Here is a 26063-nt window from a genome sequence, read left to right on the forward strand (position 1 = left end):
GGCTCGAAGCTACTCCTCGACGGGCTTCTCGTCCTCCTCGGGCTTGTCCAGAGGCTTGACCTCGACCTCGACGCCCAGCGTCTCGGCAGCGGCCTTCATGGACAGGGAGATGCGACGACGGTCGAGGTCGATCTCCATGACCTTGACCTGGACCTTGTCGCCCACGGAGCAGACCTGGGACGGCTGGTCCACGTGCTGCTTGGCCATCTCGGAGATGTGCACGAGGCCCTCGACGCCGTCACCGAGGTCGACGAAGACGCCGAAGGTGACGAGCTTGGTGACAGTGCCCTCGACGATGGCGCCGACGGGGTACTTCTTGACCAGGGTCCTCCAGGGATCCTCGGTGGTCTGCTTCAGGCCAAGGGAGATGCGCTCGCGGTTGAGGTCCACGTCGAGAACCTGAACCTCGACCTCCTGGCCGACCTTGACGACCTCGGAGGGGTGGTTGACGTGGTTCCAGGAGAGCTCGGAGATGTGGATGAGGCCGTCGATGCCGCCGAGGTCGACGAACGCGCCGAAGTCGACGATCGAGGACACGGTGCCACGAAGGCGCATGCCAGGCTTGAGCTTGGAGAGGATCTCCGAGCGCTCGGCCTTGCGGGCCTCCTCGAGGACGACGCGACGGGAGAGGACGACGTTGTTGCGGTTGCGGTCCATCTCGATGACGCGAGCCTCGATGCGGGTGCCGAGGTAGGCGTTGAGGTCCTTGACGCGACGAAGGTCGACGAGGGAGGCGGGCAGGAAGCCGCGCAGGCCGATGTCGAGGATAAGGCCGCCCTTGACGACCTCGATGACCTCGCCCTCGACGTTCTCGCCAGCGTTGAACTTCTCCTCGACGCGGTTCCAGGCACGCTCGTACTCCGCGCGCTTCTTGGAGAGGATCAGACGACCCTCCTTGTCCTCCTTCTGGAGAACGAGGGCCTCGATGGTGTCGCCCAGGGAGACGACGTCCTCGGGGTTGACATCCTTGCGGATGGAAAGCTCGCGGGCGGGGATGACGCCCTCGGACTTGAAGCCGATGTCCAGCAGAACCTCATCGTGCTCAATCTTGACGACGGTGCCCGTCACAAGATCGCCCTCATCAAAGTCGGTAATCGTACCGTCGATGAGGCTGTTCATCTCCTCGTCGGACATGTCATCCAGGGAGAAGATGGACGAGTTCTGAATCTCACTCAAAGGTGGACCCCTTTCGAAAACGGGGCCCCGATCAACATGATCGCTGCCGGGCGCTCAGCGAAGGTGCGTTTGCGCAGATGGAAACTTACATGCTCTCGGGGCCTACAGATACGTTTGCATGGGCAATTTACCCATGCGTGGGATAGAGTACCTTTATTCGACCCGAGATTTCAAGCACTACCTGTGGATTTCAGGAATTTCATTTCGCGTGCAAAACTACCGGGCACAAGAGTAGAGTTTTCTGTTGTTCATACCTATGAGAGGACGTGTCGTGATCAGGGCAGTGCTTTTCGATCTTGACGATACCCTGCTTGACATAAACCTCACGGCGTTCGTGGCGCGCTGGGCGTCTGGCAAGGCCCGGATACTCGCGAAGGCCTCCGGCATCCCCTACCCCATCGTGATGGAGAGGCTCGCGCGCAGCTACATGCGCGTGAACGACCAGACCCGCGACGACCAGATGACGAACGAGCAGCTCCTGAACGAGACGTTCTTCTCGCTCACCTCCATTCCCTTGGACGACCCGGCCATCGCGGACGCCATCGGCTTCTACGAGCGCGAGTGCCTCGAGCCCCTCAAGGGCGGCATCGTGATGGCGGCGCCAAAGATAGGGGCGCGCCAGACGGTCGAGAAGGCCATGTCGATGGGGCTGACGGTCGCCCTTGCCACCAACCCAACCCTCAGCATGGACGTCGACCGCGTGCGCATGCGCTGGGCGGGCGTGGACGACATCGACTTCGCGCTGGTGAGCCACATCGCGAACTCGACCCGCACGAAGCCGTGCGCCCGCTACTACCAGGAGTTCGCCGCTCAGCTTGGCCTTGCTCCGCAGGAGTGCCTCATGGTGGGAAACGACGCGGCGCGAGACTTCCCGCGGCCGGACATAGGCATGAGCACCGCGTACGTCGGCCACGGCTGGCCGCGTAAGGCCGTGTTCCGTGGTCCCATAGAGGCCCTGGGGGCGCGCCTTCCCGAGATCGTCGATCTTTTGGACTCCCGTCAGGACCTGCGCTGACGCAGGTCGTAGCTCCCCCATTGCAAACGACCCCACAGGAGGAACCCATGGATCAGAACGCCTACGCAAACCATGTCGCGATACTTGAAGAGGAGCTCGTCTGCGCGCTGGGATGCACGGAGCCCATCGCCGTCGCGCTCGCGGCCGCGCTCGCGAGGGGCGCGCTCCGCACACGCCCCGAGCATCTGACCGTCGCATGCAGTGGAAACATCATCAAGAACGTCAAGAGCGTCACCGTGCCCAATTCCGGCGGCATGCGCGGCATCGAGGCGGCGGCCACGCTCGGCGCCATCGGCGGCGACCCCTCGCGCGACCTCGAGGTGCTCCAGTCCGTCCATCCCGAGGACATTGAGCGCACGAAGTCGCTCGTCTCCGCAGGCTTCTGCGACGTGGAGCTCGCCGAGGACGTTCCGAACCTCTACGTGCGCGTCACGGCAACGGGCGCAGGCCACGTCGCCGTCGCCTGCATCGAGGAGCGCCACACCAACGTGTGCGAGCTCACGCTCGACGGCGAGCCCACGGCGGTTGCGGGAAGGGCCGCCACGGGCGAGAAGGACGCAGACGTCCCGGGCGGGGCGGATCGCTCGGCCCTCACGCTCCAGTCGATCTGGGACTTCGCGCACGAGGTGCGGCTCGAGGACGTGGACGAGCTCATCTCGCGCCAGATAGAGACGAACCAGGCGATCTCGCGCGAGGGCCTCACGAACCGCTGGGGCGCCAACATCGGCCGCACCCTCCTGCGCAGCCGTCCCAACGACATCAGCTGCAAGGCGCGCGCGGCGGCAGCGGCCGGCTCCGACGCACGCATGAGCGGATGCGCCATGCCCGTCGTGATCAACTGCGGCAGCGGAAACCAGGGAATCACCTGCTCGCAGCCCGTGCTCGAGTACGCCCACGACCTGTGGAGCTCGCACGAGGAGCTCGTGCGTGCCGTCGTGCTCTCGGACCTCACTGCCGTCCACGTCAAGTACTTCATCGGCGAGCTGTCCGCGTTCTGCGGCGCCGTCTCCGCAAGCTGCGGCGCGGGCGCCGGCATCTGCATGCTGCGCGGCGGCTCGTTCGCCCAGTTCGAGGCCACTATCGTGAACACCCTCGCCAACGTGGGCGGCATCGTGTGCGACGGCGCGAAGCCCAGCTGCGCCGCGAAGATCTGCGCGGCCGTGGACGCCGCGATCCTGGGCTGCGACATGGCGCTCTCGGACGACAACTTTCTCGCGGGCGACGGCCTCGTCGGCCAGAACGCGGAGGAGACCATCCGCTCCATGGGCTACGTCGGCCGCGTGGGCATGCACCCCACGGACGTCGAGATCCTCAACATCATGATCGGCAAGACGGACGTGGACGCCTAGCGGGCGCCTGCGCCGCGGGAGGGAGGCACGGCACATGCCCGCCATCAAAGCAAGGGCGTTCGTTCGGCGCCTGAAGGACCGCATCGCGCTCAACCGGCGGGCGTTCGTGCTCTACTCCGTGCTCCGCGCACTCGTGCTCGTCGTCCTCGTCCGCTGCGTCCTCACGGGCAGGTGGGAGGGCGTCGCGCTCAGTGCGCTGTCGCTCGTGCTGTTCCTCGTTCCCGCGTTCGTGGAGGACCTCGCCCACGTACAGATCCCGGGGCTGTTCCAGGCCATCATCTTCTCGTTCATATTCGCGGCAGAGATCCTGGGCGAGATCGACCACTACTATGTGCTCGTTCCCGGGTGGGACACGGTACTGCACACCATGAACGGCTTCCTGTGCGCCGCGATCGGCTTCTCCCTCGTCGACCTGCTCAACCGCTCGAGCAGGCCCATCAGCCTCTCCCCGCTCTACGTAGCGATCGTCGCGTTCTGCTTCTCGATGACCGTCGGCGTTCTGTGGGAGTTCATCGAGTTTGGCTTTGACACCTTCTTCGGCCTCGACATGCAGAAGGACAGCTTCGTCACGGCCATCTCGTCCGTCGCGCTCGACCCCACAAACCAGGGGCGACGCGTCGCGATCGACCGCATCGTGCGCACGACGGTCACGACGGCCGGCGGTGCCACGACCACCTTCTCCGGATACCTCGACATCGGCCTCATCGACACCATGAAGGATCTTCTCGTCAACTTCGTCGGCGCGCTCGCGTTCTCCATCGTCGGCTACCTCAGCCTCAGACGCGGCGAGAGCGGTAACTGGGCCGCGGGCCTCCACGTGACGCCCCTGTCAGAAGACCAGTACGAGAAGAGCGAGAAGTGCCTGGACAGCATCGCTGCCGACAGGCGTCGCAGGCGCAAGAGGTCGTAGCCCGCGTCCCCCTCGCCCTTACGCACGGGGCTACTCCACGACCCTGTATCCTGCCTTGCGTACCGCCGCCGCATACGCGTCCGCGTCGGCGGGCGTCTTGCTCATCACGCGCGCGGTCCCCTTCTTCAGGTCCACCCTCGCCCACGTGCCAGGGAGCGAGTCAAGCGCCCCCTCGACGCTCTGGCGGCATCCCTCGCAGCGCATGCCGGCTATCCGCAGGTCCATGTGATACGGGTAATGGGACTCGTCCATGTCCTCAACGCGCCTAGGCCGCGGACGCGCGCCCTTCTCGCATGCGCCGCCCCCGCAGCAGTCCCGCCTTCCCGTGAACACCTGCAGGGCATGGCGCGCCGCAAGTACAAATCCCACGGCCACGACCGCCACTATCACTATGTTTGCCATCTTGTCCTCCAGACGCCTAAGTTAACCATTACTAACTATAGCGTCCAGACGAGCCGGTGCAAGCGTGGGGGGCGCAAGAGCTAGAAGCCCTCGTCCTCTATCAGGTGCGCGCGGTCATCCGCCGCAGTCGTCGCGAGCTCGTCGCAGCGCTCGTTCAGCTCGGTGCCGGCATGCCCCTTCACCCACACGAACGTGACGTCGTGCGGCCCCTTCGCCTTCAGCAGGCGCTTCCACAGGTCGGGGTTCTTCACCGGCTGCTTCGAGGCGTTCTTCCAGCCGCGCTTCTGCCAGCCCGCCACCCAGTTCTTGTTGAACGCGTTCACCACGTACTGCGAGTCAGAGTGCACCTCCACGGAGCATGGCCGCTTGAGCGCCTCGAGCGCCGCTATCACGCCCATGAGCTCCATGCGGTTGTTCGTGGTCTTGCGGTATCCCTGGCTCAGCTCCAGCCTGTGCTCCGCACCCGCGGGGTCCGTGTACAGAAGTACGGCTCCGTAGCCGCCGGGTCCGGGGTTTCCCCTGCTCGAGCCGTCCGTCCACACCACAACCCGCATCTGCCTCGCAGGTGCCTTCCTCACGGCACCCGGGTTCTGCCTCACGAAGTCGTCAAAGCTCGCCACTACTTCGCCTCCGCCCAGTTCTTGCCGTAGCTCACGTCCGCCAGCAGCGGCACGCGCAGCTTCGCCACGCCCTGCATGGTGTCGCGCACCAGCTCGGAAAGCGCGTCGATCTCGTCCTTTGGCACCTCGAAGTCAAGCTCGTCGTGGATCTGCAGCACGAGCTTGCTCTTAAGCCCCTCCTCGCGCAGGCGCGACGGAACGCGGGTCATGGCGATCTTGATGATGTCCGCCGCCGTGCCCTGCATGGGGTGGTTCATGGCCGTGCGCTCCGCGAACGAGCGAAGCTGGAAGTTCCTGCTGTTGATGTCCTTGATGTGGCGCTTGCGACCGTACATGGTGATGGCATAGCCGTTCTTGCGCGCGAAGGCGATGCTCTGGTCAAGGTACGCACGGACCCCGGGGTACGCCTCGAAGTAGCGGTCGATCATCTCCTGGGCCTCGGCCCTGGGAATCTTGAGCGAGGACGCCAGGCCGTATGCCTGCTGGCCATACACGATGCCAAAGTTCACGGCCTTCGCACGGCTCCTCAGCTGCGGGGTCACCTCCTCAACCGGCACGCCAAACACGCGCGCCGCCGTGGCGCGGTGGAAGTCCGCACCCTCGTTGAACGCTGCGACCAGGTGCTCGTCGCCCGAGAGGTGCGCAAGCAGCCTCAGCTCGATCTGCGAGTAGTCGCAGGCCAGAAACACGCAGTCCTCCGGCACGGTGAACGCCGTCCTCACGCGGTGGCCCAGCTCGGAGCGGGTCGGGATGTTCTGGAGGTTCGGGTCGGAGCTCGAGAGCCTGCCCGTCGCGGCGACCGTCTGGTTCAGCGTGGTGTGGATGCGCCCGTCCCTTCGGATGAGCTGCGGCAGCGCGTCCAGGTACGTGTTCTTGATCTTCGCGCGCTCGCGGTAGTCCAGCACCTCGCGCACGTACTTGCTCGCCTCGTAGCCGCCTTCCGCAAAGCCCTCGATCACCTTCGCGTTCGTGGAGTAGAACCCCTTGCGCGTCTTCTTCAGGCCCTGCGTCGGCAGTCCCCACACGTCAAACAGCACATGGCTCAGCTGCTGCGGCGAGTCGATGTTGAAGTCCTCCCCCGCCGCTGCGTGGATCTCCGCCACCATGCGGCCGATCTCCGCGCCAAGGGCGTCGGACTGCTCGCGCAGACGCTCCGGGTCCGCATGCAGACCCGTGCGCTCCATCTCAAGCAGCACCAGAAGCAGCGGCATCTCCACCTTGCGGAACAGCCCGTCCGAGCCGTCCTTCTCCAAAAGCTCCGCCAGGCGCGGCATCAGCGCAAGCGCCGCCACGGCCTCGATCGCGGCTGCGGGCGCGTCGTCCGTAGCCTCCGGCAGCGTGCCGCCCAGCACCCTCGGGTTCTGGTACAGCTCCTCTACCGAGAAGTGCCCGCTGTCCGAGTCGAGCAGGTATCCGGCAACGCCGCAGTCAAACAGCCCCGCGGCGTCCATGTCCTTTGGCGCGACGAGCGCCTCCTCCGCCGAATCCATGGGGCACACCTCGTGGAGAAGGGCCTTCACGTCGCCCGCGGCCAGGCGCCCCTCGCGCGCGAGCCTTGCGAGGGCGGACGTCGCCGCGTCGCCCGCGAACCTCAGGAGGTCCTCCGCCGTCGCGACCCACAGCACGGTTGGCGTTTCGTCAAAGAGCGCCGTCTGCTGGCCCCTCTTCGCATCCGGGCGCTCGAGCGCCGCCGCGACCCACGAACCGTCCGCGACCGCGGCGTCCAGGCACTTCTCGGCGGCGTCGCCGGAAAGCGGCTCCGGAAGCGCAAGCGAGGGCGCGGCCTGCTCCTGCGGCACGTCGTAGCCGCCCAGGCGCACGAGGCGCTGCGTCATGCCCGTGAAGCCCAGGGCGGAAAACGCCTTCGCGACCTCGGCGGGGTCGAACGTGGGGAACTTCGCGTCCGCGAGGCTCACGTCAAGAGGCGCGTCCGTGCGGATCGTCGCGACCTTGCGGCTCAGCAGCGCGTCATCCACGTGTGCGCGCAGGTTCTCGCCCATCTTGCCCTTGACCTCGTCCGCGTGCGCGATCACGTTGTCCAGGCTTCCATACTGCACGATGAGGGCCGCCGCCTTCTTGGGGCCGATGCCGGGTACGCCGGGGATGTTGTCGGACGTGTCGCCCTTAAGCCCATAGAAGTCCGGCACGAGCTTTGGCGTGACGCCGTGATAGAGGTCGTCCACGCTCTCCGGCGTCATGATCGACACGTCGGAGACGCCCTTCTTCGTGGCGACGATCCGCACGTGGTCCGTCGCGAGCTGGTACATGTCGCGGTCGCCCGTGAAGAGCAGCATGTCGTAGCCCTCTGCCTCGCCGCGGTGCGCGAGGGTGCCCAGGATGTCGTCGCCCTCCCAGCCCTCAAGCTCCACCACGGGCACGTCCAGCGCGCGCAGCAGGTCCTTGACCATGGGAAACTGCTCGTGGAGCGAAGGGTCCATCGGCGGACGCTGCGCTTTGTACTGCGGCAGCATATCAATCCTGACCTGCGGCTTTCCCTTGTCGAACGCGCAGATCACGCCATCGGGCGAGAAGGACTCCACAAGCTTGATGAACATGTTGAAGAAGCCGAAGAGGGCGTTGGTGGCGCGGCCGTCCGGCGCCGTCATGGGTTGGCGGATCGCGTGGAACGCGCGGTGCATGAGCGAGTTTCCGTCGATGACGGCGATGGTCCTTCTGGGGTGGTCCTGCGTTGCGGCCAAAGTATCTGCCATGGGGTCTCCTTGCCGGTTGTGGTTCGTATCGATTGTAGCCGCACGACCGGACGCCAATGGCGCCGGGAGCGCGACCGCACGAAGGCCCGACACGCGGCAGCGACGGGTGGCGCCACGCGCGCCCGCGCCCGCTAGCCCAGAAGCGCCTTCACGCCGATTGCGATGAGCACGAGCCCGCCTGCGACCTCCGCGCGGTCGCCCAGCAGGTGGCCGAGCCTGCGGCCGATGGCGAGCGCCGCCAGGCAGCAGAGCGCGGTCGTGAGGGCGATCGTCCCCGCCGCAAACGCCAGGTTCACGCCGTGGGCGCGCAGGCTCACGCCCACGGCGAACGCGTCTATGGCCGTGGCGACGGACTGGAACAAAAGCTGCGCCAGCGTGAGGCGCTTGCCCCTGACGCACGCGTCGTGCGCCTCGACCTCGTCCGGGTGCCGAAGCGCGAGCGCGCCCTCGCGCACCATGTTGCCGCCGATCACGCCCAGGATCACGAGGGTGACGATGCCCGCGTACGCCTCTATCAGGCTGGCGGCAAGGCCTCCCAGGAAGTAGCCCAGAAGCGGCATCAGCCCCTGGAACGCGCCAAAGAACAGCGGCTGGAGCAGCAGTCGCGAGCGCCTCTCGTCGCAATAGACGAACGTGTTCGATATGGTGACGGCGAAGGCGTCGGCGGAAAGCGCAAGGCCGATGACCACAACTTCGATGGGGCTCACGGGCGACCTCCAGTCGGGAAAGACGCGTTCAGGCAGTTCGTCTGCAAAACGTCTACTGTACACAACCTCGGCGCCCATGTGGCCAAGTTAGTGCCGATGGTGGCAAAATCGTGTAATCTAAACACGTTGACTACAAGATCCGCGTTTTCGGGAGCGCCCATGCCTGCTCTGATAACCCATCACCTCTTTGGCGAGAAGTCCGCGGCCCTCCTGCCCGAGGGCATCATCCGCAACCAGGAGGAGCTCCTGGCCTTCATCCTTGGCAACCAGGGTCCGGACCCGTTCTTCACGCGCTTCTCGACCACACCCGAGAACGCCTCCGCCTGCCACCGGCTGGCACACCTCATGCACGAGCGCAAGGTCGTCGGCGCGCTCATGGCGCTGCGCGACGGCGTGGCGCACCTGCCCGAGGCGGACAAGGGGATCGGCCGCAGCTTCACGCTGGGCCTGCTTGGACACTACCTGCTCGACAGCAGGGCCCATCCGTTCATATACGCCCAGCAGTACGCGATCTGCGGCGCGGGCGTAGGGCTGGAGCACAGGGGCAGCGAGGTCCACGCCATCATCGAGAGCGACATCGACACGTGGATGCTGTGGAGCATGCGCCACCAGACGGTGCGCGACACGCCCACGGCAAGCCTCCTGACGCGCACGGAGCGGATCGACCGCGTGGCGGGGGCGCTCTTCTCGCAGCTGGCGCTCCAGACGTTCGACATCAAGCTCAACCCGGAACAGTACGCCGGCGCGACACGCGACTACGCGACGCTGTATCGCGCCATCGAGCCCGTGGGATCCAGGAAGAGCGCGGCCGTCGTCGCAATCGAGCACCTGTTCAGCTCGTACGGCATGGCGGAGTCCATGGCGCACCGCGTGAGCACCTCGGACGACTGCGCGTCCGCGAACCTCCGGCACCTCCCGTGGAGCGACCCTGCGACCGGCGAGGTCCGCGACGAGAGCTTCCCCGACCTGTTCTTTGGCGCCCTGGACCAGTGGGCGGACGTCGCGCAGACCTACGTGCGCGGCGACGAGCAGCTGCTGCGCGCCGCGGTGGGAAACCGCAACTACAACGGCATGCCGACCCAGGACTAGCCCAGGACCCGGACGCGCCTCGGAGCCGGACCTAGGAGCGGGCCTCGCCCCGGTCTGCCGCGTCCTTCTCGCCCGCGGCGCGCTCGTCACGCGGGACGCAGGCGCGGCATGCGTCCTGGGGACGGTGCTCCCCGTGGGGATGGTGGAGCCCGTGCTCGTGCGGGTGGGCGAAATACTCGGCGGACGAGAAGCGCCGGCCCTCGCGATGGACGCTCCGCCTGACGTCGTGGAACGCCTGCTGGCGCTCGTGGAACGTGTCGAGGTGGTCGTGCAGAACCTGCTCGAGCGGGGCCTCGTGGCGCGCGATCTGGTGGGCGGCGCTCGCCGGCGCCACCTCCTCGACCACGCGGACGAACGACGTGATCGTGGGAACGATGAGCACGGTAAGCGCCGCCGACGTGACGAGGACGGACGCGGCCGTGGCGGAGAGCAGACCGCCGTCGCGCGCGAGCGACGTGATGGCCACGATGAGCGGAAGCGCCATGGTGCAGTACGCCGACGTCGAGAAGACCTCGTGCCAGTCCATGTCGCGGGTGGACGGGTCCGCCTTGAGCGACGCCGCGACCACGAACCCGCGGACGACGACGAGCGCGAGGATGAACCCCAGGAGCAGCGGCAGGTCTCGCGTCGCGGCGGCGAGGTCGAGGCTTGCGCCGGAGACGACGAAGAACACCGGCTGGAAGAAGCTGTTGGATATGACGTCGATCTTCTGCTCCAGGGGCTCGCTGCCGTTGGGGAAGAGCGCCCTCAGGATGAAGCCGGCCGCGAAGGCGCCGAGCGCCGCATCGAACTGGAACACCGTCGTCGCGAACAGCAGGAACACCAGAAGAAGGACGACGAGCCTCATGAGGGGCTGGCTGGAGCTGCCGGCGTTTTCCACCAGGAAGCGGCGGAAGCGGCGGCCGCCGTCGCGCACCTTCGAGGACAGCAGGTAGACGGCCAGGCACACGAGCACGAAGGCCAAGAGCAGCGCCCCGGTGCGCGCAAGCGAGCGCGAGGACAGGAGGAACGCCATGGCGAGGACGGGCAGAATCTCGCCCAGCGATCCGTAGACGTCGACGGCCTTGCCCACGCGCGTGCCCTGGAGGCGACGGTCGTGCATGATGGGCGCAAGCGTGCCGTACGCGGTGGTCGTCATGCAGATGGCGAGCGCCACCCACGACGACTGGCCGAACCCGAGCCTCGAGAAGACGAGCGCCACGACGGCGAATCCCAGGCCGAGCGACACCAGCCACGAGCCGGCGGCATGGGCGCCCGTGCGTCCCAGCAGGTCGCGGGTGTCGATCTCGTAGCCGGCCTTCAGGAAGAGGAAGCCCATGCCGAGGTCGGCGATGAGCTTCACCGGATCGAGGTCGGGGTTTATGCCGGCCAGCCCGAACTTTCCGCAGATGGCGCCGCCGAACACGAGGAACACGACCTCGGGCACCGCGCGGCCCGGGACGAGGCTCGCCACGAACGGCGACGCCACGGTCACCAGGAGGATGGTCACAAGAGAGTAGTAGATTTCCGCCACGACGGGACTCCCCACAGGAAGGCCCCTCGCGCAAGCGCAAGGGGCCACGGCTCCAATTTCATTCTGGAAGGATAGCGCCAGGCCGGACGTCGCGACGAAACTCTGGCAAACCCACAGACGACGGCACCCAAACGGTAACGTGGCGGGCGCCGGACCTATAGCCAGGCGGCGTCGTCGCTCTCGTGCTCTTCCTCCTTCGGACGCGGGAACCTCAGGGTCCTGGAGACGGACTCGAGCTTGCCCTCCTCGTTCAGCTCGCCGAGCTCCTCGAGCCACGTGTGCGGCCTCTCGCGCCTGAACTCAACGGTCTTCTCGTCGTCGTCCAACCATGCCAAGACACGACCGAAACGCTTCTCGGATTCCTCCATAGCGAATCACCCCTTGCCCTCTTGACTGCGTACGCCACGATTGTAGGGATGGCGGGACAGCTTGGGCTCGCCATGAATTTACTGTGAACCGAATTGATGCCCTTTTGTAGCAAATCCGTAATTTTATGCATTTTAGACTGCACTTCTTGCAATCCCGCGAAGCGAATGGGGGTGGACCTTTCGCGACCGCCAGCGCGCAGAGCCCGCGTCGTGCTACCCCTCGACCGCAGGCACCGCGCCCGTCGCAAGGATCTCGTCCAACGCCGCCTCGTCCAGCACGGGCACTCCAAGCTGCTGCGCCTTCGTCAGCTTAGATCCAGCCGCCTCGCCCGCAACGACGTAGCTCGTGCGCTTCGAGACGGAGCCCGACACCTTCGCGCCCATCGCCTTCAGCAGGTTCCCCGCCTCCGTGCGGGTGTGCCCCTGCAGCGTCCCCGTCAGCACGAACGTGAGCCCCGCAAGCGTCTGCGGCTTCTTTGGCGCCTCGCCAAAGCCCTCCTGCTCCAGGCTCACTCCGCTCTCGCGCAGGCGCTCGATGACGGCGACGTTCTTCTCTATCGAGAAGAACTCGCGCACGCTTGCCGCGATCTTCGGCCCAATGCCATCGATTGCGGATATGTCGGCCTCCTGTGCGAGCATGAGGCGCTCCATCGACCCGAAGGTGTTCGCCAGCAGCGCGGCCACGTTCGCACCCACGTGGCGGATGCCCAGGCCAAACAGCACGCGTGCAAGGCCGCGGCCCTTCGACTCCTCTATCTGGCCCATGATCTTGCCCGCGATGGTCGGCCCCACCACGATGCCGTCGCCCTCGAGGTGGTCCTTCGTGCTCGTCTCGTACACCCTGCCGGTGTCGACGGCCGCAAGCTCGTCGGTCGTGAGCGTATAGAAGTCCGCCACGTCCAAGAGCAGCCCCTGCTCCACCATGCGGCCCACGATCTCGTCGCCCAGGCCGTCTATGTCCATGGCGTTGCGGCTGCCCCAGTGGATCAGGCGCTCCGTCGCCTGCGCGGGGCAGTCGATGGACACGCAGCGGTATGCCACCTCGCCCTCCTCGCGCACGACGGGGCTGCCGCAGCTGGGGCAGGTCGCGGGCATCTCCCACAGCGGGCGGGCAAGATGCTCCTCGTCCTCGCGGTCGAGTGGGCCCACCACCTCCGGGATGACGTCGCCCGCCTTGTGCACCACGATGGTGTCGCCCACGCGCACGTCCTTGCGGCGCACCTCGTCTATGTTGTGCAGCGTCGCGCGCGCGATCGTGGAGCCCGCAACCACCACGGGATCGAACTCCGCCACCGGCGTCAGCACGCCCGTGCGTCCCACCTGCACGCGGATCTCGCGCAGGACGGTGCTCTTCTCCTCCGGGGGAAACTTGAACGCGATGGACCAGCGCGGCGCGCGCGCCGTGAAGCCAAGGCTCGCCTGCGCGGCAAACGAGTCCACCTTCACCACAACGCCGTCGATGTCGTAGTCCAGGTCCTCGCGGTGCGCAAGCGCGTCCGCGCAGTACGCGTGCACCTCGGCGGCCGTCGCCACGCGGCGGGCGTGCGGGTTCACGCTAAAGCCGCAGTCGCGCAGCCAGTCCAGAAAGTCGCTCTGGGTCGAAACGTCCAGCGGGCCCTCGTCCGCCACGGCGTATATGAACGTCTCCAGGTCGCGGGCAGCCGTCACCTTCGGGTCCTTCTGGCGCAGCGACCCCGCGGCGGCGTTTCGCGGGTTCGCGAACGGCGCCCTGCCGGCCGCGTCGTTCTCCTCGTTCAGCCGCACGAAGGAGTGCTTCGGCATGTAGACCTCGCCACGCACCTCCACGGAGTGGCCAAACCCTCCGTCGGCCACGCGCGCCAGGCCGGCCTTCCCCAGCGTCGTGGGAATGTCCTTGATCGTGAGCGCATTCTGCGTCACGTCCTCGCCCGTCGTGCCGTCGCCGCGCGTCGCCGCACGCACCAGCCGCCCGTCGCGGTACGTCAGCGCGATGCCAAGCCCGTCGATCTTCAGCTCGCAGGTGTAGGCGACGGGCCCCTCCCCCGCCGCGGCAAGCGCCTCCTCGGTGCGGGCGAGCCACTCGTCCAGCTCGTCCAGGTCCATCGCGTCGTCTATGGAGTACATGCGCTGCGCGTGGCGTACGGGCGCAAACTGCTCGCTCACGTAGCCACCGACGCGCTGGGTGTAGGAGTCCGGCGTCACCAGCTCGGGATGCGCGGCCTCGATCTCTTGCAGCTCCACCAGGTAGCGGTCAAACTGCGCGTCCGTCATCTCCGGGTTGTCCAGTGCGTAGTACGCGTACGCCGCATGTGAAAGGATGCGGTTCAGCTCCGCCGCGCGCGTGGCCGGCGCGGACGCGCCAGCGCCTCCCCCCGGCACCTCCGGGGCCTGGTCCTGCCCAAACAGCGAGAACTGCGTACCCGCCGCCGCCATCTCCCTTGCGTCCCGGTCCGTCATGCGCTTCCTCCCCACGTCGCCACAAGACAAGAGATTATCTCACGGCACGCGCCGCCGGGGCGGAAAGCCGCAAAAGCGGCACGCGCCCGTGCGCGCCGCCCCTATGCCAGGCCCACGGACTCCAGGTGATGCCGCACGAACCATTGCGCAAGAGAGCCGTCCGGCATGCGCCCCAGCACGTCCGCGACGGGTACCCACCTCAGGCGGTCCACCTCGCCGGGGTTCGCGCGGGCCTCCGCTCCCGTCGCGCGGCACACGAAGTTCGCCATCAGCGTGTTCGAGGGCTCGTAGAACCTGCTCGCGTTGAACTCCACGGAGTCCAGCTCAAGCCCCGTCTCCTCCAGCACCTCGCGCCGCACGGTCGACTCCAGGTCCTCCCCGCGCGCGACGTAGCCTGCCACCAGGATTCCGTGCTTTCCGTACTGGTCGATGGTCAGGATGCGCTTGCCGTCCGGATGGTACACGATCATGCTGCACCCCACGCTGAAGCCGGGGTAGCGCCACGCGCCGCAGGTAGGGCACCACGGCTCCGGTCCGTCCTCCGGCTGCTCCCTTAGCACGAGCCTCGTCCCGCACACGTGGCAGAACGCCGGGTCGCTCGCGTATTCCATGCGCACATCCCTCCCGCGCCCGATTGGCGCACATAGGTCTTCAAACAAAAATACGTCGCATGGGACACCGTTTGCACAGCCATGCACGGCGTCTACGCGAGCTCGCCCGCGCCAAGCCGTAAGGCCAGCGCGGGCGAGAAGAGCCTGTCTTTGGATTGTATCCCACGCGCGGAAGCCGCACCATGCGGCCCCACGGGCCCTAGCTCTGGTTCGAGCTCCCAGACGTGCCGTCCGAGTACGAGCCGCCGTGGTTCTGGTTGAGGTAGTCGTAGATCTCCTGCATCAGGTCCTCCTGGGACGTCCCGTTGCCAGACCCGTTGCCGTTGCCATAGCCGTTGCCCAGGCCGTTGTTCTGCTGCGTGTTCTGCGAGTTCAGCTGGTTCTGCTCCTTCAGCTGCTTCTGGAGCTCAGCGTCGTCGCCCAGCGTCACCTCGACGGTCTTCTTGGAGTCACCGCGCATGAGCGTCACCTTGACCGTGTCGCCGATGTCGTGCGAGCGCACCGCAAGGATCATGCCGTCCGCGGACGTGATCTCGTCGCCGTCCACCGCCACGATGATGTCGCCCTTCTTGATGCCGGCCTTGTCGGCGGGGCTGCCGCTCGTGACATCGGCCACGTAGGCGCCCTGGTTCACGGAAAGCCCGTTCGCTGTGGCGTTCTGGGCGTTCACCGTCTGCATCGTCAGGCCGATGTAGGCGTGCGTCACCGTCTTGCCCGCGATGATGGTGTCCGCGATCTTCGTGGCATAGTTGCCCGGAATCGCGAAGCCTATGCCCGCGAAGGACTCCGTGTCAGACGAGAAGAGCGTGCAGATGCCAACGAGCTGGCCCTTCGAGTTCACGAGGGCACCACCGGAGTTGCCCGGGTTGATGGCCGCGTCCGTCTGGATGAGGTTCGTGTAGATGGTCTCCCCGGAGGACGACTGCATCGTCTGGTTGCGCGCAAGCGAGCTCACGACGCCGGCCGAGACAGACTGGTCCAGGCCAAACGGGCTACCCACGGACATGACCCAGTCGCCCACCACGAGCTTGTCGGAGTTGCCCACTTCGATCGGCGTCACCTCGTCGTCGCCGATGTTCGCCTTGATGACCGCTATGTCGCTCGAGGCGTCAGACCCCACGACCTTCGCGTCGTAGCTCTTGTTGTTGATGGTGACGGATATGGAGGTGGCGCCGTCGATCACATGGTAGTTCGTGATGATGTCGCCCTTCTTGTCGTACACGACGCCAGAGCCCAGGCCCGAGCCCTCGTTCGTCGTGACGTTCACCACCACGACGGACGGAAGCGACTTCGCCGCGGCGGCCTGTGCCGTCGTCGCCTCGTCGGTGTTGTCTATCTTGATGGTCTTGCCGGCAGTGGACTGCGAGGTGGTGGCGGAAGACGACGTGCTCGCACCGCCCAGGTTGCCCGTGCCAAACAGCGCAAGCGTCACGAGCAGTGCACCGACGACGCCACCGCACAGCCCCACCAGCGCGTTCCTGAGCGTGTGGCCGCCGTGGCGCCTGCCGCCATCCGACTCCTTGCCTGCATCCGGCGCCCCCGTGCCGCTCGCGCCCGTCTGGCCCTGGGCACTCTGGGCACCCTGCGCACCAGGCTGAGCCGGACTTGTGCTGACCGTGGGCTGAGCGGCCGTCTGGTCCATGCCCGGGACGGGTGGACGGCCGTTGTCGTTCTCGCTCATGATGACCCCTTTTCCGTCGGGCGCCACGCGCCCGTCTGTCCTTTGCGTACACCCACACTGTACCCGTCGCATGCCGGGGCAGACGCTCTTCTCGCCCTTGACACGTCAGCAGAACAACGCTTTTGGTTAGCTGAAAACCCAGGCAACAAAAAAACCGAGCCGCTGGGGACTCGGTCTGCAAATTTATGATGTTCCTAGATTTTGAACAGGCAGCCAACACCGCGTACCGTCACGATGTGCGATGCCACCTGTGGGCCCACCTTCGAGCGGACGCGCCTGATGTGCACGTCGACCGTGCGGGTCCCGCCGCAGTACTCGAAGCCCCACACGCGGTGCAGCAGCGTCTCGCGCGAGTACGCGCGCGAGGGGTGCGTCGCCAGAAACGAGAGGAGCGAGTATTCCATGAGCGTCAGGTCGACGGGCTTCTCGTCGATGTAGACCTGATACGTCGCGAGGTTGATGGTCATGTTGTCCACGGTGACGATGTCCGCCGGGGCGCTCTCCTCGCCGGGCCACAACAGCAGCGCGCAGCGCACCTCGAACTCCGCCTCGCTTGCCGTGGAGGTGATGAAGTCGTTCCTGCCCTGCGCGGGAAGGTGGAGCGAACCGAGCTTCGACTCGTCCTGGATGACGAGCGTGGGGATGAACCCGTTGTCAGAGACGTACGAATCCACTGCGTTGATCGTGTCCTGCTCGAGCCCGTTGGAGTCGAGCACCACCAGGTCAAAGTCGTGACCAGAGGAAATCGCCTGCGAGAAGGTCTCCGGCGTCGTCGGTAGGATCGACACGTCCAGGGCATGTTTCAGCTCTCGCATACGCTCGATGTACCGAGAGGTCTTTGCGACTAACAGGATGTTCTTATGGTGCATCCGCGGCCCCCCAACCCACAATGCTCGCCACGCAAAAACCGAGGGCACCCTAAGGTGCTCTCGGCCTACATTATCATACATTACAAGTTGCGATGTAAACTCTCGCGCGCTGAAGCAAAAAACTGCATCTTGCCGTACGTAACGCCCATCAGGAGCTACGAGAGCCTAAAGATCCGCAATATCCTATCTGATGTTGCCTAGGAACTCCTTCGTGCGCTGCGTCTTCGGGTGGTCGAACACCTCCTCGGGCAGGCCCTGCTCCACCACGACGCCACCTTCCATGAACACGACGCGGTCCGCGACGTCGCGGGCGAAGCCCATCTCGTGCGTGACGACGATCATGGTCATGCCGCTATGCAGCGCGAGGTCCCTCATGACGTTCAGGACGTCGCGCACCAGCTCCGGGTCGAGCGCGGAGGTCGGCTCATCGAACAGGATGACCTTCGGGTGCATGGCGACGGCGCGCGCGATGGCGACGCGCTGCTGCTGGCCGCCGGAAAGCTGGGGCGGCTTGTAGTCCGCGCGGTCCGCAAGGCCCACGGCCTCCAGCTGCTTCATGGCCTCGGCGCGAGCCTCGTCCTTGGGCTTCTTCAGGACCTTCACCTGACCCACCATAACGTTCTCGAGCGCGGTCATGTGCGGGAAGAGGTTGAAGCCCTGGAACACCATACCAAGGTCGCGGCGCAGCATGTTCACGTCGGTCTTCTTGGTACCGGTGATCTCCTTGTCTTCGATGAGGATGTGGCCGGCGGTCGGCGTCTCGAGCAGGTTGATGCAGCGCAGCATCGTGGACTTGCCGGAGCCGGACGGCCCCAGTACCACGACGATCTCGCCGTTCCACACGTCCAGGTTCACGTCGCGCAAAACCGGCGTGTCCGTGAACGTCTTGTTAAGGTGCTCGATGCGGACGATGGGGTGCTCGCCCTCCTCGAAGTGGTGCCTCGTCAGGCTCTTGTCGCGCTCGTAGGCCACGCGCGCGGCCTCTCCTGCGTCCATCGCGGGAGGCACCTCGACGGCTTCGATCTTGTGTCCGTTCTTTCCAAACATCGGCTATGCCTCCTGACCTGCATGGGATCTGAACGGGGCGGTAAGCGCGTCAAGCGCGCTGAAGCTCTGCCCAGAGGCCGGCTTGCCGTCTGGCGAGAGGCTCTTCTCGCCCTCCTCGGCACCCTCCGCGGACGTCGCGGCCCTTTTGCCGCCGGGCCTGGGTCCTCCGCCGTTCTCCGCGTCGGCGAGACGCTTCTCGACGATGCCGACGACCTTGATGAGCGGCAGCGTGACGATGAGGTAGTAGATGGCCGCGGCCATGTACGGGGTGATGTTGCCGGAGACGGTGGTGAGGTTCTTCGAGAACATCATGAGCTCCATGACGCCGACGGAGGACAGGAGCGACGTGTCCTTGTAGGAGGTGATGAAGTCGCTCGTGACGGTGGGCATGACGCGGCGCACCATCTGGGGCAGGATGACCGTGAACATGGTCTGCCCGCCGTTCATGCCGAGGGAGGCGGCTGCCTCGTACTGGCCCCTCGGGATGGACTGGATGCCGGCGCGGTAGATCTCGGCCTGGTAGGCGGAGGAGTTAATGGCCATCACGATGACGCCCAGTATGTTGTTGTCGATGTTGATGCCGACCATGGGCAGGCCGAAGAACATGATGTAGATCTGCAGGAAGAGCGGCGTGCCGCGCAGGATGTTGATGTAGACCGAGGCGATGCCCCTGAGCACCCTGAACTTGGAGATCCTCATCATGGCGAACAGCAGGCCGAGCACGATGGCGAACGGGTACGCCACGACCACGATGAGCAGGCAGAGGAGCCAGCCACCGAACAGCGAGACGAACGAGGTCACGAGGAGCTGAGGCTTGAGGAACATGTTGAGGAACGGAACGGAGTTCCACGCGCTCACCCATGCCTGGCCGTCGAGCCACATGACGATCTGCTGGACGGGGGTGTTCGCGCTGGTCTTGATGGACGGTGATGCGGGCAGGGTGCCCTTGACGCCGGCCGCGGTGGTGTAGCTGCCGGTGACCTTGCTCTTGCCGCCCTCGCTCGGGAACTTCATGTCCGTGATCTCGAGGCGCAGGAGCGAGCCGGTGGGGATCGGGGTCTCGAACTTGATGGTGATGGCGTTGCCGCTCGCCTTCGCGGATCCGTCGATGCTGACGCGCTTCAGGCCCTCAAGCACGGTGACCTTCGTCGTGGAGCCGTCGAAGCTCGCACCCTTGGGGAGCTTCAGGGTGACGGACGAGACGCCGTCCTTCACCTTGGTGGTCGCCTCCCAGGTGAGACGGGTGTTGATGCCGCCGATGACCTTGTCACCGCCGTCCTCGTTCGGGCGCGCGGTCGCCTTGCTCACGGCGACGGAGCCGGCGTCGCCGGAAAGCGAGGACGCGCTCGCGGTCGAGGTGCTCGCGCTCTTCTCCTCGTAGTCGACGCCGAACCACTTCAGCTCGAGCTTAGAGAGGGTGCCATCCTTGCGGCATTGCTTCAGCGCCTTGTTCAGGGCCTTCGTGAGCGCGGGGTTTTTCTTGCTCACGACGATGCCGTACTGCTCGCCGGTGGGGATCTCCTTCGCGACCGCAAGGTCCGTGTAGGAGCCCTTGCACTCGTACTGCATGACGGGCAGGTCGGCGACGGCGGCCTTGTACAGGCCCGTCGATACGCCGGAGAGTGCGGCGATCGGGTCGTCGAGCGCGACGACCGTGGCGTTGGGCAGGTTCTCCTTCACCCAGGACTCACCCGTGGTGCCCGCCTGGACGGCGATGGTGGAGCTTGCGTTGTCAAGCGTCTTGGTGTTGGCACCGATCTGGTCGGCCGCGCCCCTTGCGGTGACGAGCCCCTGGTTGGAGTCGATGTACGCGTTGGTGAAGTCGATCTCCTTCTGGCGCTCCTCCGTGATGGTGAAGTTGGAGGCGCCCACGTCGGCCTTGCCGCCCTGCTTGATGGCGGGGATGATGGAGTCGAACTTCATGGGGTTGAGGTACTCGCACTCCAGCCCCATCTTCTTGGCGAGCTCCTGCATGAGCTCGACCTCGAAGCCCTTCTTCGTCTGGCCTTCCATGTAGTCGAACGGCGGGTTCGCGAGGTCGGAGACGACCGTGAGCTTGCCCTTGTGGACGAGGGTCATCTTCTGGGACTCCGCCTTCTTGGCGGAGCCGTCACTCGTCGTCGTACCGCATCCGGAGATACCGAGCGCCAGCACGAACGCGAGGGATGCCACCAGCATGACCGGCAGCCTACGCAATCGGACGCAGTTGTTCTTCTTCATTCCTATCTCCCCTTCAAGCTTCCGCTGAAGTCCTCGGGCGCGGCCCGTGCCGCTGTCGCGATGCACGCACGCACCCACCCCACAGACCCGTCGGTCGAGGCCACATGGAGATTGTTACCAATATTAAAGTTGATTTGCAAATATGAAAGTTATATATATCGTAATTTCGAATATGGAAATATAATTGTCAAATTTCTGCCTGATAGGAGCAACACTCTACCTAAGAAATGCCCCAAGACGTACAAAAGCGACCGTCGCATTACGCAAGCGGTCGCTTTGTGCGCGCAAACAGTGTCTCGCACTGATATTGCAGGCACGTTTATGCCATATTACCGGAGCGAGTCGAAGCTAGACGCCAGCGTAGTACTTCGCACGCTCCCAATCGGTCACGGTAGAGCAGTACTCGTCCCACTCCTTGCGCTTCTCCTGCGCATAGAAGTCCGTGATGTGCTCGCCGAGCACGTCACGCACGAACGAGCTCGACTCGAAGAGCTCAATGGCCTCGCCGAGGTTGCGCGGAAGGCGCTCGATACCATTTGCCTCGCGCTCCGCCTCGGAGAGGGTCGCGGGGTCGACCGTCGCCTCCGGCGGGAGCGTGAGCCCCTCCTCGATGCCGCGGATGCCGGCGGCAAGGGTGAGGGCGATCGTGAGGTACGGGTTGGCCGTGGGGTCGGGGTTGCGCAGCTCGATGCGGGTGGCCTGGTGCTTGCCGGGCTTGTGCGTGGGAACGCGCACGAGCGTGGAGCGGTTCTTGCGTCCCCACGTGGTGTATATGGGGACCTCGCCGTTCTCGACGAGCCGCTTGTAGGAGTTCACCGTTGGGTTAGAGACGAGGGACGTCTCAGGCGCGTACTTCAGGACGCCGGCCATGTAGTGCTGCGCAAGCTCGCTCAGGTGCGCCTCGTTCTGGGTCTTGGGAGCCCAGAACAGGTTGTTGCCCTCGTGGTCGAAGAGGGACTCGTACAGGAACATGCCCGACCCGAGGCAGCCGCTGATGGGCTTGGGCATGAACGACGCGAACAGGCCGTTCTGGTACGCCTCTTGCCTGATCACCACGCGCGCGGTCATGATGTTGTCCGCGCAGCTCCTGGCCTCCGTGTAGCGCAGCTCGACCGCGTTCTGAGACGGGGACGAAGAGTGGAAGGAGTACGTGACGGGAATCGACATGCGCTCGAGCATGAGCGTGGTGGAGCGGCGGAGGTCCGTCGCGACGTCTGACGTCGTGAGATCGAAGTAGCCGCCCTTGTCCTGCGGGATGGGGTTGAGGTCGTTGTCGAAGTAGAAGTACTCGATGCGGGGACCGACGTTCAGCACGTAGCCCTTAGCGTCCGCCTCGCGGAAGACGCGCTCGAGGCAGTAGCGCGAGTCACCCTCGAACGGCTTGCGGGAGGGGGTCTTGATGTCGCAGAACACGCGGGCGACGCCCTTCTGCTCCGGTCTCCACGGCAGGATCTGGAAGGTGGTGGGGTCTGGGAAGGCGAGCATGTCCGACTCCTCGGACGAGACGAAGCCCTCCACGGACGAGCCGTCGAAGCCGACGCCCTCCTCGAACGCCTCCTCCAGGTCCTCGGAGGAGATCGAGAAGCTCTTGAGCTTGCCCATGACGTCCGTAAACCAGAGACGCACGAAGCGGATGTCGCGCTTCTCTACCGTCCTTAGGACAAAGTCGACATTCCTATCACCCATGTCAGATCCTTCCATCGCGATGCAAGGCGGTGTACCTGCGCACATATCGGTCTTACTGTGGCATACCAAGGTTACGCGACTGTTTCCGAAGCGGCAGCGCCCGCCGAGTCGCCGCCTTGCGCTCGCAAGCGGTCGAGAGTGTCGTAAGCCGTTAGAATACTAATACATCGGCCGCGGGCGCGCCGCCAGCACCACACATATATATGCGGGTCGCGCAATAGGCGATGCGCGTCTGGCTCCGCGGGCACTCCCCCCGCACGGGATGGACGCCCTACCCGCGTCTTGATGAGTCTCCAAGTGCCTCGTTTGCCTTCGCGACCATGTCCTGCGCAACGGGGCACTTCCCCTTGCCGGTGGCATGGGCGGCGCACGTTCCCTCCTGGGCGCACCCGGAGCATCCGCCGGAGCCCTTCCGTAGGCTGCGGACGCAAAGCGCAAACGCGACGGCAATGGCCGCCACGATGATGAAGTCAAGCATGATGTACCTCCATGTCATATCGCACATCATAAATGTAACCTATGGCTAACTTCATTCGTACCCCTTACGGCGGCGTCTACACACCACGCCCACGGACGCACCGAAAGCGATGGCATTGCCCTGCATCCGAACGCGGCAAAGCCGGAACGGAACGTGTTTCTCGCGTGTATTTTTAATCGTGCGCAATTATGTTGTCTACTATATTACTTGACAGGAAGGCGCGGACCCCTCCGCGCCACGTGGAAAGGACAGGCCATGAGCTACTTTGACTACACCGTCACCAACAGGGATGGCAGCACCACGGACCTCAGGCAGTATGCCGGCAAGGTACTCCTGATCGTGAACACCGCCACCGGCTGCGGCTTCACGCCCCAGTACGATGACCTGGAGGCCATCTACAAGAAGTACCGCGACCAGGGCTTCGAGGTGCTCGACTTCCCGTGCAACCAGTTTGCCGGCCAGGCGCCCGACTCCGACGAAGAGATCCACAGCTTCTGCACCATGAAGTTTGGCACCGAGTTCCCGCAGTTCAAGAAGATCGACGTGAACGGCGACTCCGCCGACCCGCTGTTTGTCGCCCTCGCGACCGAGAAGCCGTTCCAGGGCTTCGGGCGCACGGTGAAGGCGCTCGCCCTCAAGAAGTTTGCAGACGCAAACAACAAGAAGTACGGCGACAAGGCCTACATCATGTGGAACTTCACTAAGTTCCTGGTTGACCGCGAGGGCAAGCTCGTGGCGCGCTTCGAGCCCACCGTCGACATGGCCGAGGTCGAGAAGGCCGTGGCCCAGCAGCTGTAGCCCGGCCGCCGCACGTTGCGGCGCCGCCCCGGAAGGGCCACAATGCATTTACGCACGTGCCGGCAGGATGCGGAAGACCGCGCCTGCCGGCACGCCTTTGTCGCAGGTACCCAGAGCATGGAAGAGGGATCGGATATCATGTCAACACGCGACGACGATAAGCAGACGCAGGCACGCCAGCAGGCGCCCATGGGCGAGAGGGACGCGGCAACCGTGGCCGCGACGCCGGGCGCAGACCCCAGCACCCGCGGCCGCGAGGCCACCATCGTGAGGACGAGCGTCCTCGGCATCGGGGCGAACGTCCTTCTCGCCGCCTTCAAGGCGGTCGTAGGCATGCTGACCCACTCCATCGCCGTCACGATGGACGCCGTGAACAACCTGTCCGACGCCATGAGCTCCGTCATCACCATCGTGGGCACGAAGCTCGCCGGCAAGGCGCCGGACAAGAAACACCCGCTCGGCTACGGCCGCGTGGAGTACCTCTCGGCCACCATCATCTCCATCATCGTGCTGTACGCGGGCGTCTCTTCGCTCATCGAGTCCGTCAAGGGCATCGTGGCCCCGCAGACGCCCAGCTACACGCCCACGTCGCTCGTAATCATCGCCGCGGCCGTCGTCGTGAAGCTCGTGTTGGGCCGCCACGTGAAGGCGACGGGCGAGCGCGTGGGGTCGGACTCCCTCGTGGCCTCCGGCGCGGACGCCCTGTTCGACGCGGTGCTCTCCGCCTCGACCCTCGCGGCCGCGGCCGTGTTCATCGCGACCGGGTTTGCCATCGAGGCGTGGGTGGGCGCCGCCATCAGCGTCGTGATCGTGAAGAGCGGCCTAGACATGCTGCGCGAGACGCTGAGCCAGATCCTGGGCGAACGCGCGGACGCGGAGCTCGCGCAGGAGGTGCGCCGCATCGTCTCGGCGGACCCGGACGCAAACGGCGCGTACGACCTCGTGCTTCACTCCTACGGCCCCGAACAGCTCGTCGGCTCCGTCCACACGGAGGTCGCCGACACCATGCGCGCGGACCGCATCGACGAGATGACCCGCCGCATCCAGCACGCCGTGTACGCAGGCACCAACGGCAGGGTCATCCTGGCCGCCGTGGGTATCTACTCGCGCAACACCTCCGACGACGTGGCCGTGCGCATGCGCTCCAAGGTCACGCGCATGGTCATGGCGCACGACGGCGTGATCCAGATGCACGGCTTCCACGTGGACGAGAAGAACCGCCTGCTCGACTTCGACGTGATCCTGGACTTCGCCCTCCCCGACCGCCAGGCCACCTACCGCCAGATCGTGAGCGAGGTCCAGGCGGCCTACCCCGACTACAAGGTGAACGTCGCGCTGGACGTGGACGCCGCGGACTAGGGCGGCACGCTCTTCTCGCCCGGCGCACGCCGCCGGCGCGGGCGGTGGTGCGCTGCGGCGCGGTGCGAAGCGGCGCGAATTGCCCACGATTCGCCGTCAAGTTGGCGCAAGCGGGCGCACGGGCAAGTTCCTCCATATGCGGCGCACGCACCTGCCGTAGAATAGAGTCAGTTTGTTTGTGTGGTATGCAGGCGTTTCTACGGAAAGGAACTGGCATGGCAGAAGACACGATGAAGCTCGTCATCATCCGTCACGGTGAGTCCGAGTGGAACCTGAAGAACCTCTTCACCGGTTGGACCGACGTCGACCTGACGGACACCGGCCGCGCGGAGGCCGCCGCGGGCGGCAAGGCCCTCAAGGAGCAGGGCTATGACTTCGACGTCTGCTACACGTCGCTCCTGAAGCGCGCCATCCACACCCTGAACATCGTTCTGGACCAGATGGACCGCGCGTGGCTGCCCGTCCACAAGACGTGGCGCCTGAACGAGCGTCACTACGGCGCGCTGCAGGGCCTGAACAAGGCCGACGCCGCCGCCGAGCACGGCGAGGAGCAGGTCCTCATCTGGCGTCGCTCCTTCGACGTCCAGCCGCCCGCGCTGAAGCCCGGCGACCCCCGCGACCCGCACATCCAGGACCAGTTCCGCGACGTGCCGCAGGAGGACCTCCCCTACACCGAGTGCCTGAAGGACACGATCGCCCGCGCGTGGCCGTACTTCGAGCAGGAAATCAAGCCGCAGATGGAGGCCGGCAAGCGCGTGCTCATAGCCGCACACGGCAACAGCCTGCGCGCCCTGGTGATGCAGCTTGAGCACCTTACCCCGGAGGAGATCCTGAAGGTCAACATCCCCACCGGCGTCCCCTGCTCCTACACCTTCGACAAGGACTGGAACATCATCGACAAGCACTACATCGGCGACCCCGAGACGATCGAGAAGAAGATCAACGCCGTCGCCAACCAGGGCAAGGCCAAGAAGTAGCCACGCTCGCACGGCATGAGGAGGCCCCGCGTCGCACCCAG

General features: G+C 65.5%; 22 protein-coding genes. 7 read left to right on the forward strand and 15 right to left on the reverse strand.

The genetic code is table 11. The features are described 5' to 3' along the window. Nucleotides 1-9: 9 nt before the first annotated feature. Nucleotides 10-1176 carry a 30S ribosomal protein S1 gene (rpsA, locus tag BLT96_RS06300; protein ID WP_090846760.1) on the reverse strand — a complete coding sequence of 389 codons (1167 nt, stop codon included), beginning with the start codon at nt 1174-1176 and terminating at the stop codon, nt 10-12. Between the two features lie 271 nt (nt 1177-1447). Here rpsA and BLT96_RS06305 point away from each other — a divergent pair, with 271 nt between their 5' ends. From BLT96_RS06305 to BLT96_RS06315, 3 genes are read left to right on the forward strand one after another with little or no spacing between them, the layout of a single operon-like run. Then, a complete protein-coding gene (locus BLT96_RS06305) occupies nt 1448-2191 on the forward strand; it encodes an HAD family hydrolase (protein WP_090846762.1) in 744 nt (247 codons plus the stop codon). A gap of 47 nt (nt 2192-2238) precedes the next feature. Then, complete coding sequence (locus BLT96_RS06310) at nt 2239-3540, forward strand: L-cysteine desulfidase family protein (protein WP_090862690.1); 1302 nt, start codon at nt 2239-2241, stop codon at nt 3538-3540. A 34-nt stretch (nt 3541-3574) separates the two neighbouring features. Continuing rightward, on the forward strand, nt 3575-4450 hold the full coding sequence (locus tag BLT96_RS06315) for a DUF2238 domain-containing protein (RefSeq protein WP_197674332.1): 876 nt from the start codon (nt 3575-3577) through the stop codon (nt 4448-4450). Between the two features lie 30 nt (nt 4451-4480). On the opposite strand, the gene BLT96_RS06320 is transcribed toward BLT96_RS06315, so the two are convergent. The 4 genes from BLT96_RS06320 to BLT96_RS06335 form a co-directional block, all read right to left on the reverse strand. Continuing rightward, nucleotides 4481-4852 (reverse strand): heavy-metal-associated domain-containing protein, encoded by a 372-nt coding sequence (locus tag BLT96_RS06320; RefSeq protein WP_090862692.1) that lies wholly within the window; start codon nt 4850-4852, stop codon nt 4481-4483. A gap of 80 nt (nt 4853-4932) precedes the next feature. Beyond that, complete coding sequence (gene rnhA, locus BLT96_RS06325) at nt 4933-5406, reverse strand: ribonuclease HI (protein WP_090846932.1); 474 nt, start codon at nt 5404-5406, stop codon at nt 4933-4935. A gap of 65 nt (nt 5407-5471) precedes the next feature. Beyond that, on the reverse strand, nt 5472-8183 hold the full coding sequence (polA, locus tag BLT96_RS06330) for a DNA polymerase I (RefSeq protein ID WP_090862695.1): 2712 nt from the start codon (nt 8181-8183) through the stop codon (nt 5472-5474). Between the two features lie 131 nt (nt 8184-8314). Beyond that, on the reverse strand, nt 8315-8890 hold the full coding sequence (locus BLT96_RS06335) for a manganese efflux pump MntP (protein WP_172824995.1): 576 nt from the start codon (nt 8888-8890) through the stop codon (nt 8315-8317). A 159-nt stretch (nt 8891-9049) separates the two neighbouring features. On the opposite strand from BLT96_RS06335, the gene BLT96_RS06340 reads away from it, so the two are divergent. After that, on the forward strand, nt 9050-9979 hold the full coding sequence (locus BLT96_RS06340) for a zinc dependent phospholipase C family protein (protein WP_090862700.1): 930 nt from the start codon (nt 9050-9052) through the stop codon (nt 9977-9979). Between the two features lie 31 nt (nt 9980-10010). Here BLT96_RS06340 and BLT96_RS06345 read toward each other — a convergent pair whose 3' ends face one another. The 10 genes from BLT96_RS06345 to BLT96_RS06385 form a co-directional block, all read right to left on the reverse strand. Then, complete coding sequence (locus BLT96_RS06345) at nt 10011-11492, reverse strand: cation:proton antiporter (RefSeq protein ID WP_172824996.1); 1482 nt, start codon at nt 11490-11492, stop codon at nt 10011-10013. A 155-nt stretch (nt 11493-11647) separates the two neighbouring features. Further along, nucleotides 11648-11860: a hypothetical protein gene (locus BLT96_RS10670; RefSeq protein WP_172824997.1), complete on the reverse strand. Its 213-nt coding sequence runs from the start codon at nt 11858-11860 to the stop codon at nt 11648-11650. Between the two features lie 213 nt (nt 11861-12073). Beyond that, nucleotides 12074-14296, reverse strand: coding sequence for an NAD-dependent DNA ligase LigA (gene ligA, locus BLT96_RS06350; protein ID WP_245719237.1), 2223 nt, complete (start codon nt 14294-14296; stop codon nt 12074-12076). A 101-nt stretch (nt 14297-14397) separates the two neighbouring features. Further along, complete coding sequence (locus tag BLT96_RS06355; protein ID WP_090862706.1) at nt 14398-14907, reverse strand: NUDIX domain-containing protein; 510 nt, start codon at nt 14905-14907, stop codon at nt 14398-14400. A gap of 199 nt (nt 14908-15106) precedes the next feature. Further along, a complete protein-coding gene (locus BLT96_RS06360) occupies nt 15107-16588 on the reverse strand; it encodes a S1C family serine protease (protein WP_090862709.1) in 1482 nt (493 codons plus the stop codon). 194 nt (nt 16589-16782) lie between these two features. Continuing rightward, nucleotides 16783-17457, reverse strand: coding sequence for a winged helix-turn-helix transcriptional regulator (locus BLT96_RS06365; RefSeq protein ID WP_090862712.1), 675 nt, complete (start codon nt 17455-17457; stop codon nt 16783-16785). Nucleotides 17458-17640: 183 nt separating this feature from the next. Beyond that, nucleotides 17641-18504: an amino acid ABC transporter ATP-binding protein gene (locus tag BLT96_RS06370; protein WP_272867345.1), complete on the reverse strand. Its 864-nt coding sequence runs from the start codon at nt 18502-18504 to the stop codon at nt 17641-17643. A gap of 3 nt (nt 18505-18507) precedes the next feature. After that, a complete protein-coding gene (locus tag BLT96_RS06375) occupies nt 18508-20724 on the reverse strand; it encodes an ABC transporter substrate-binding protein/permease (protein ID WP_245719238.1) in 2217 nt (738 codons plus the stop codon). Between the two features lie 348 nt (nt 20725-21072). After that, nucleotides 21073-22410 carry a glutamine synthetase family protein gene (locus BLT96_RS06380; RefSeq protein WP_090862715.1) on the reverse strand — a complete coding sequence of 446 codons (1338 nt, stop codon included), beginning with the start codon at nt 22408-22410 and terminating at the stop codon, nt 21073-21075. Between the two features lie 271 nt (nt 22411-22681). Beyond that, nucleotides 22682-22888 (reverse strand): hypothetical protein, encoded by a 207-nt coding sequence (locus BLT96_RS06385; RefSeq protein WP_090862718.1) that lies wholly within the window; start codon nt 22886-22888, stop codon nt 22682-22684. Nucleotides 22889-23143: 255 nt separating this feature from the next. Here BLT96_RS06385 and BLT96_RS06390 point away from each other — a divergent pair, with 255 nt between their 5' ends. The 3 genes from BLT96_RS06390 (at nt 23144) to gpmA (ending at nt 26022) form a co-directional block, all read left to right on the forward strand. Further along, nucleotides 23144-23686 (forward strand): glutathione peroxidase, encoded by a 543-nt coding sequence (locus BLT96_RS06390; protein ID WP_090862721.1) that lies wholly within the window; start codon nt 23144-23146, stop codon nt 23684-23686. Nucleotides 23687-23824: 138 nt separating this feature from the next. Further along, entirely contained in the window at nt 23825-25045 is a 1221-nt protein-coding gene (locus BLT96_RS06395; RefSeq protein WP_245719239.1) for a cation diffusion facilitator family transporter, read from the forward strand. 215 nt (nt 25046-25260) lie between these two features. After that, nucleotides 25261-26022, forward strand: coding sequence for a 2,3-diphosphoglycerate-dependent phosphoglycerate mutase (gene gpmA, locus BLT96_RS06400; protein WP_090846883.1), 762 nt, complete (start codon nt 25261-25263; stop codon nt 26020-26022). Nucleotides 26023-26063 lie beyond the last annotated feature (41 nt).

This window comes from Parafannyhessea umbonata (genome assembly GCF_900105025.1).
Lineage (GTDB): Bacteria > Actinomycetota > Coriobacteriia > Coriobacteriales > Atopobiaceae > Parafannyhessea > Parafannyhessea umbonata.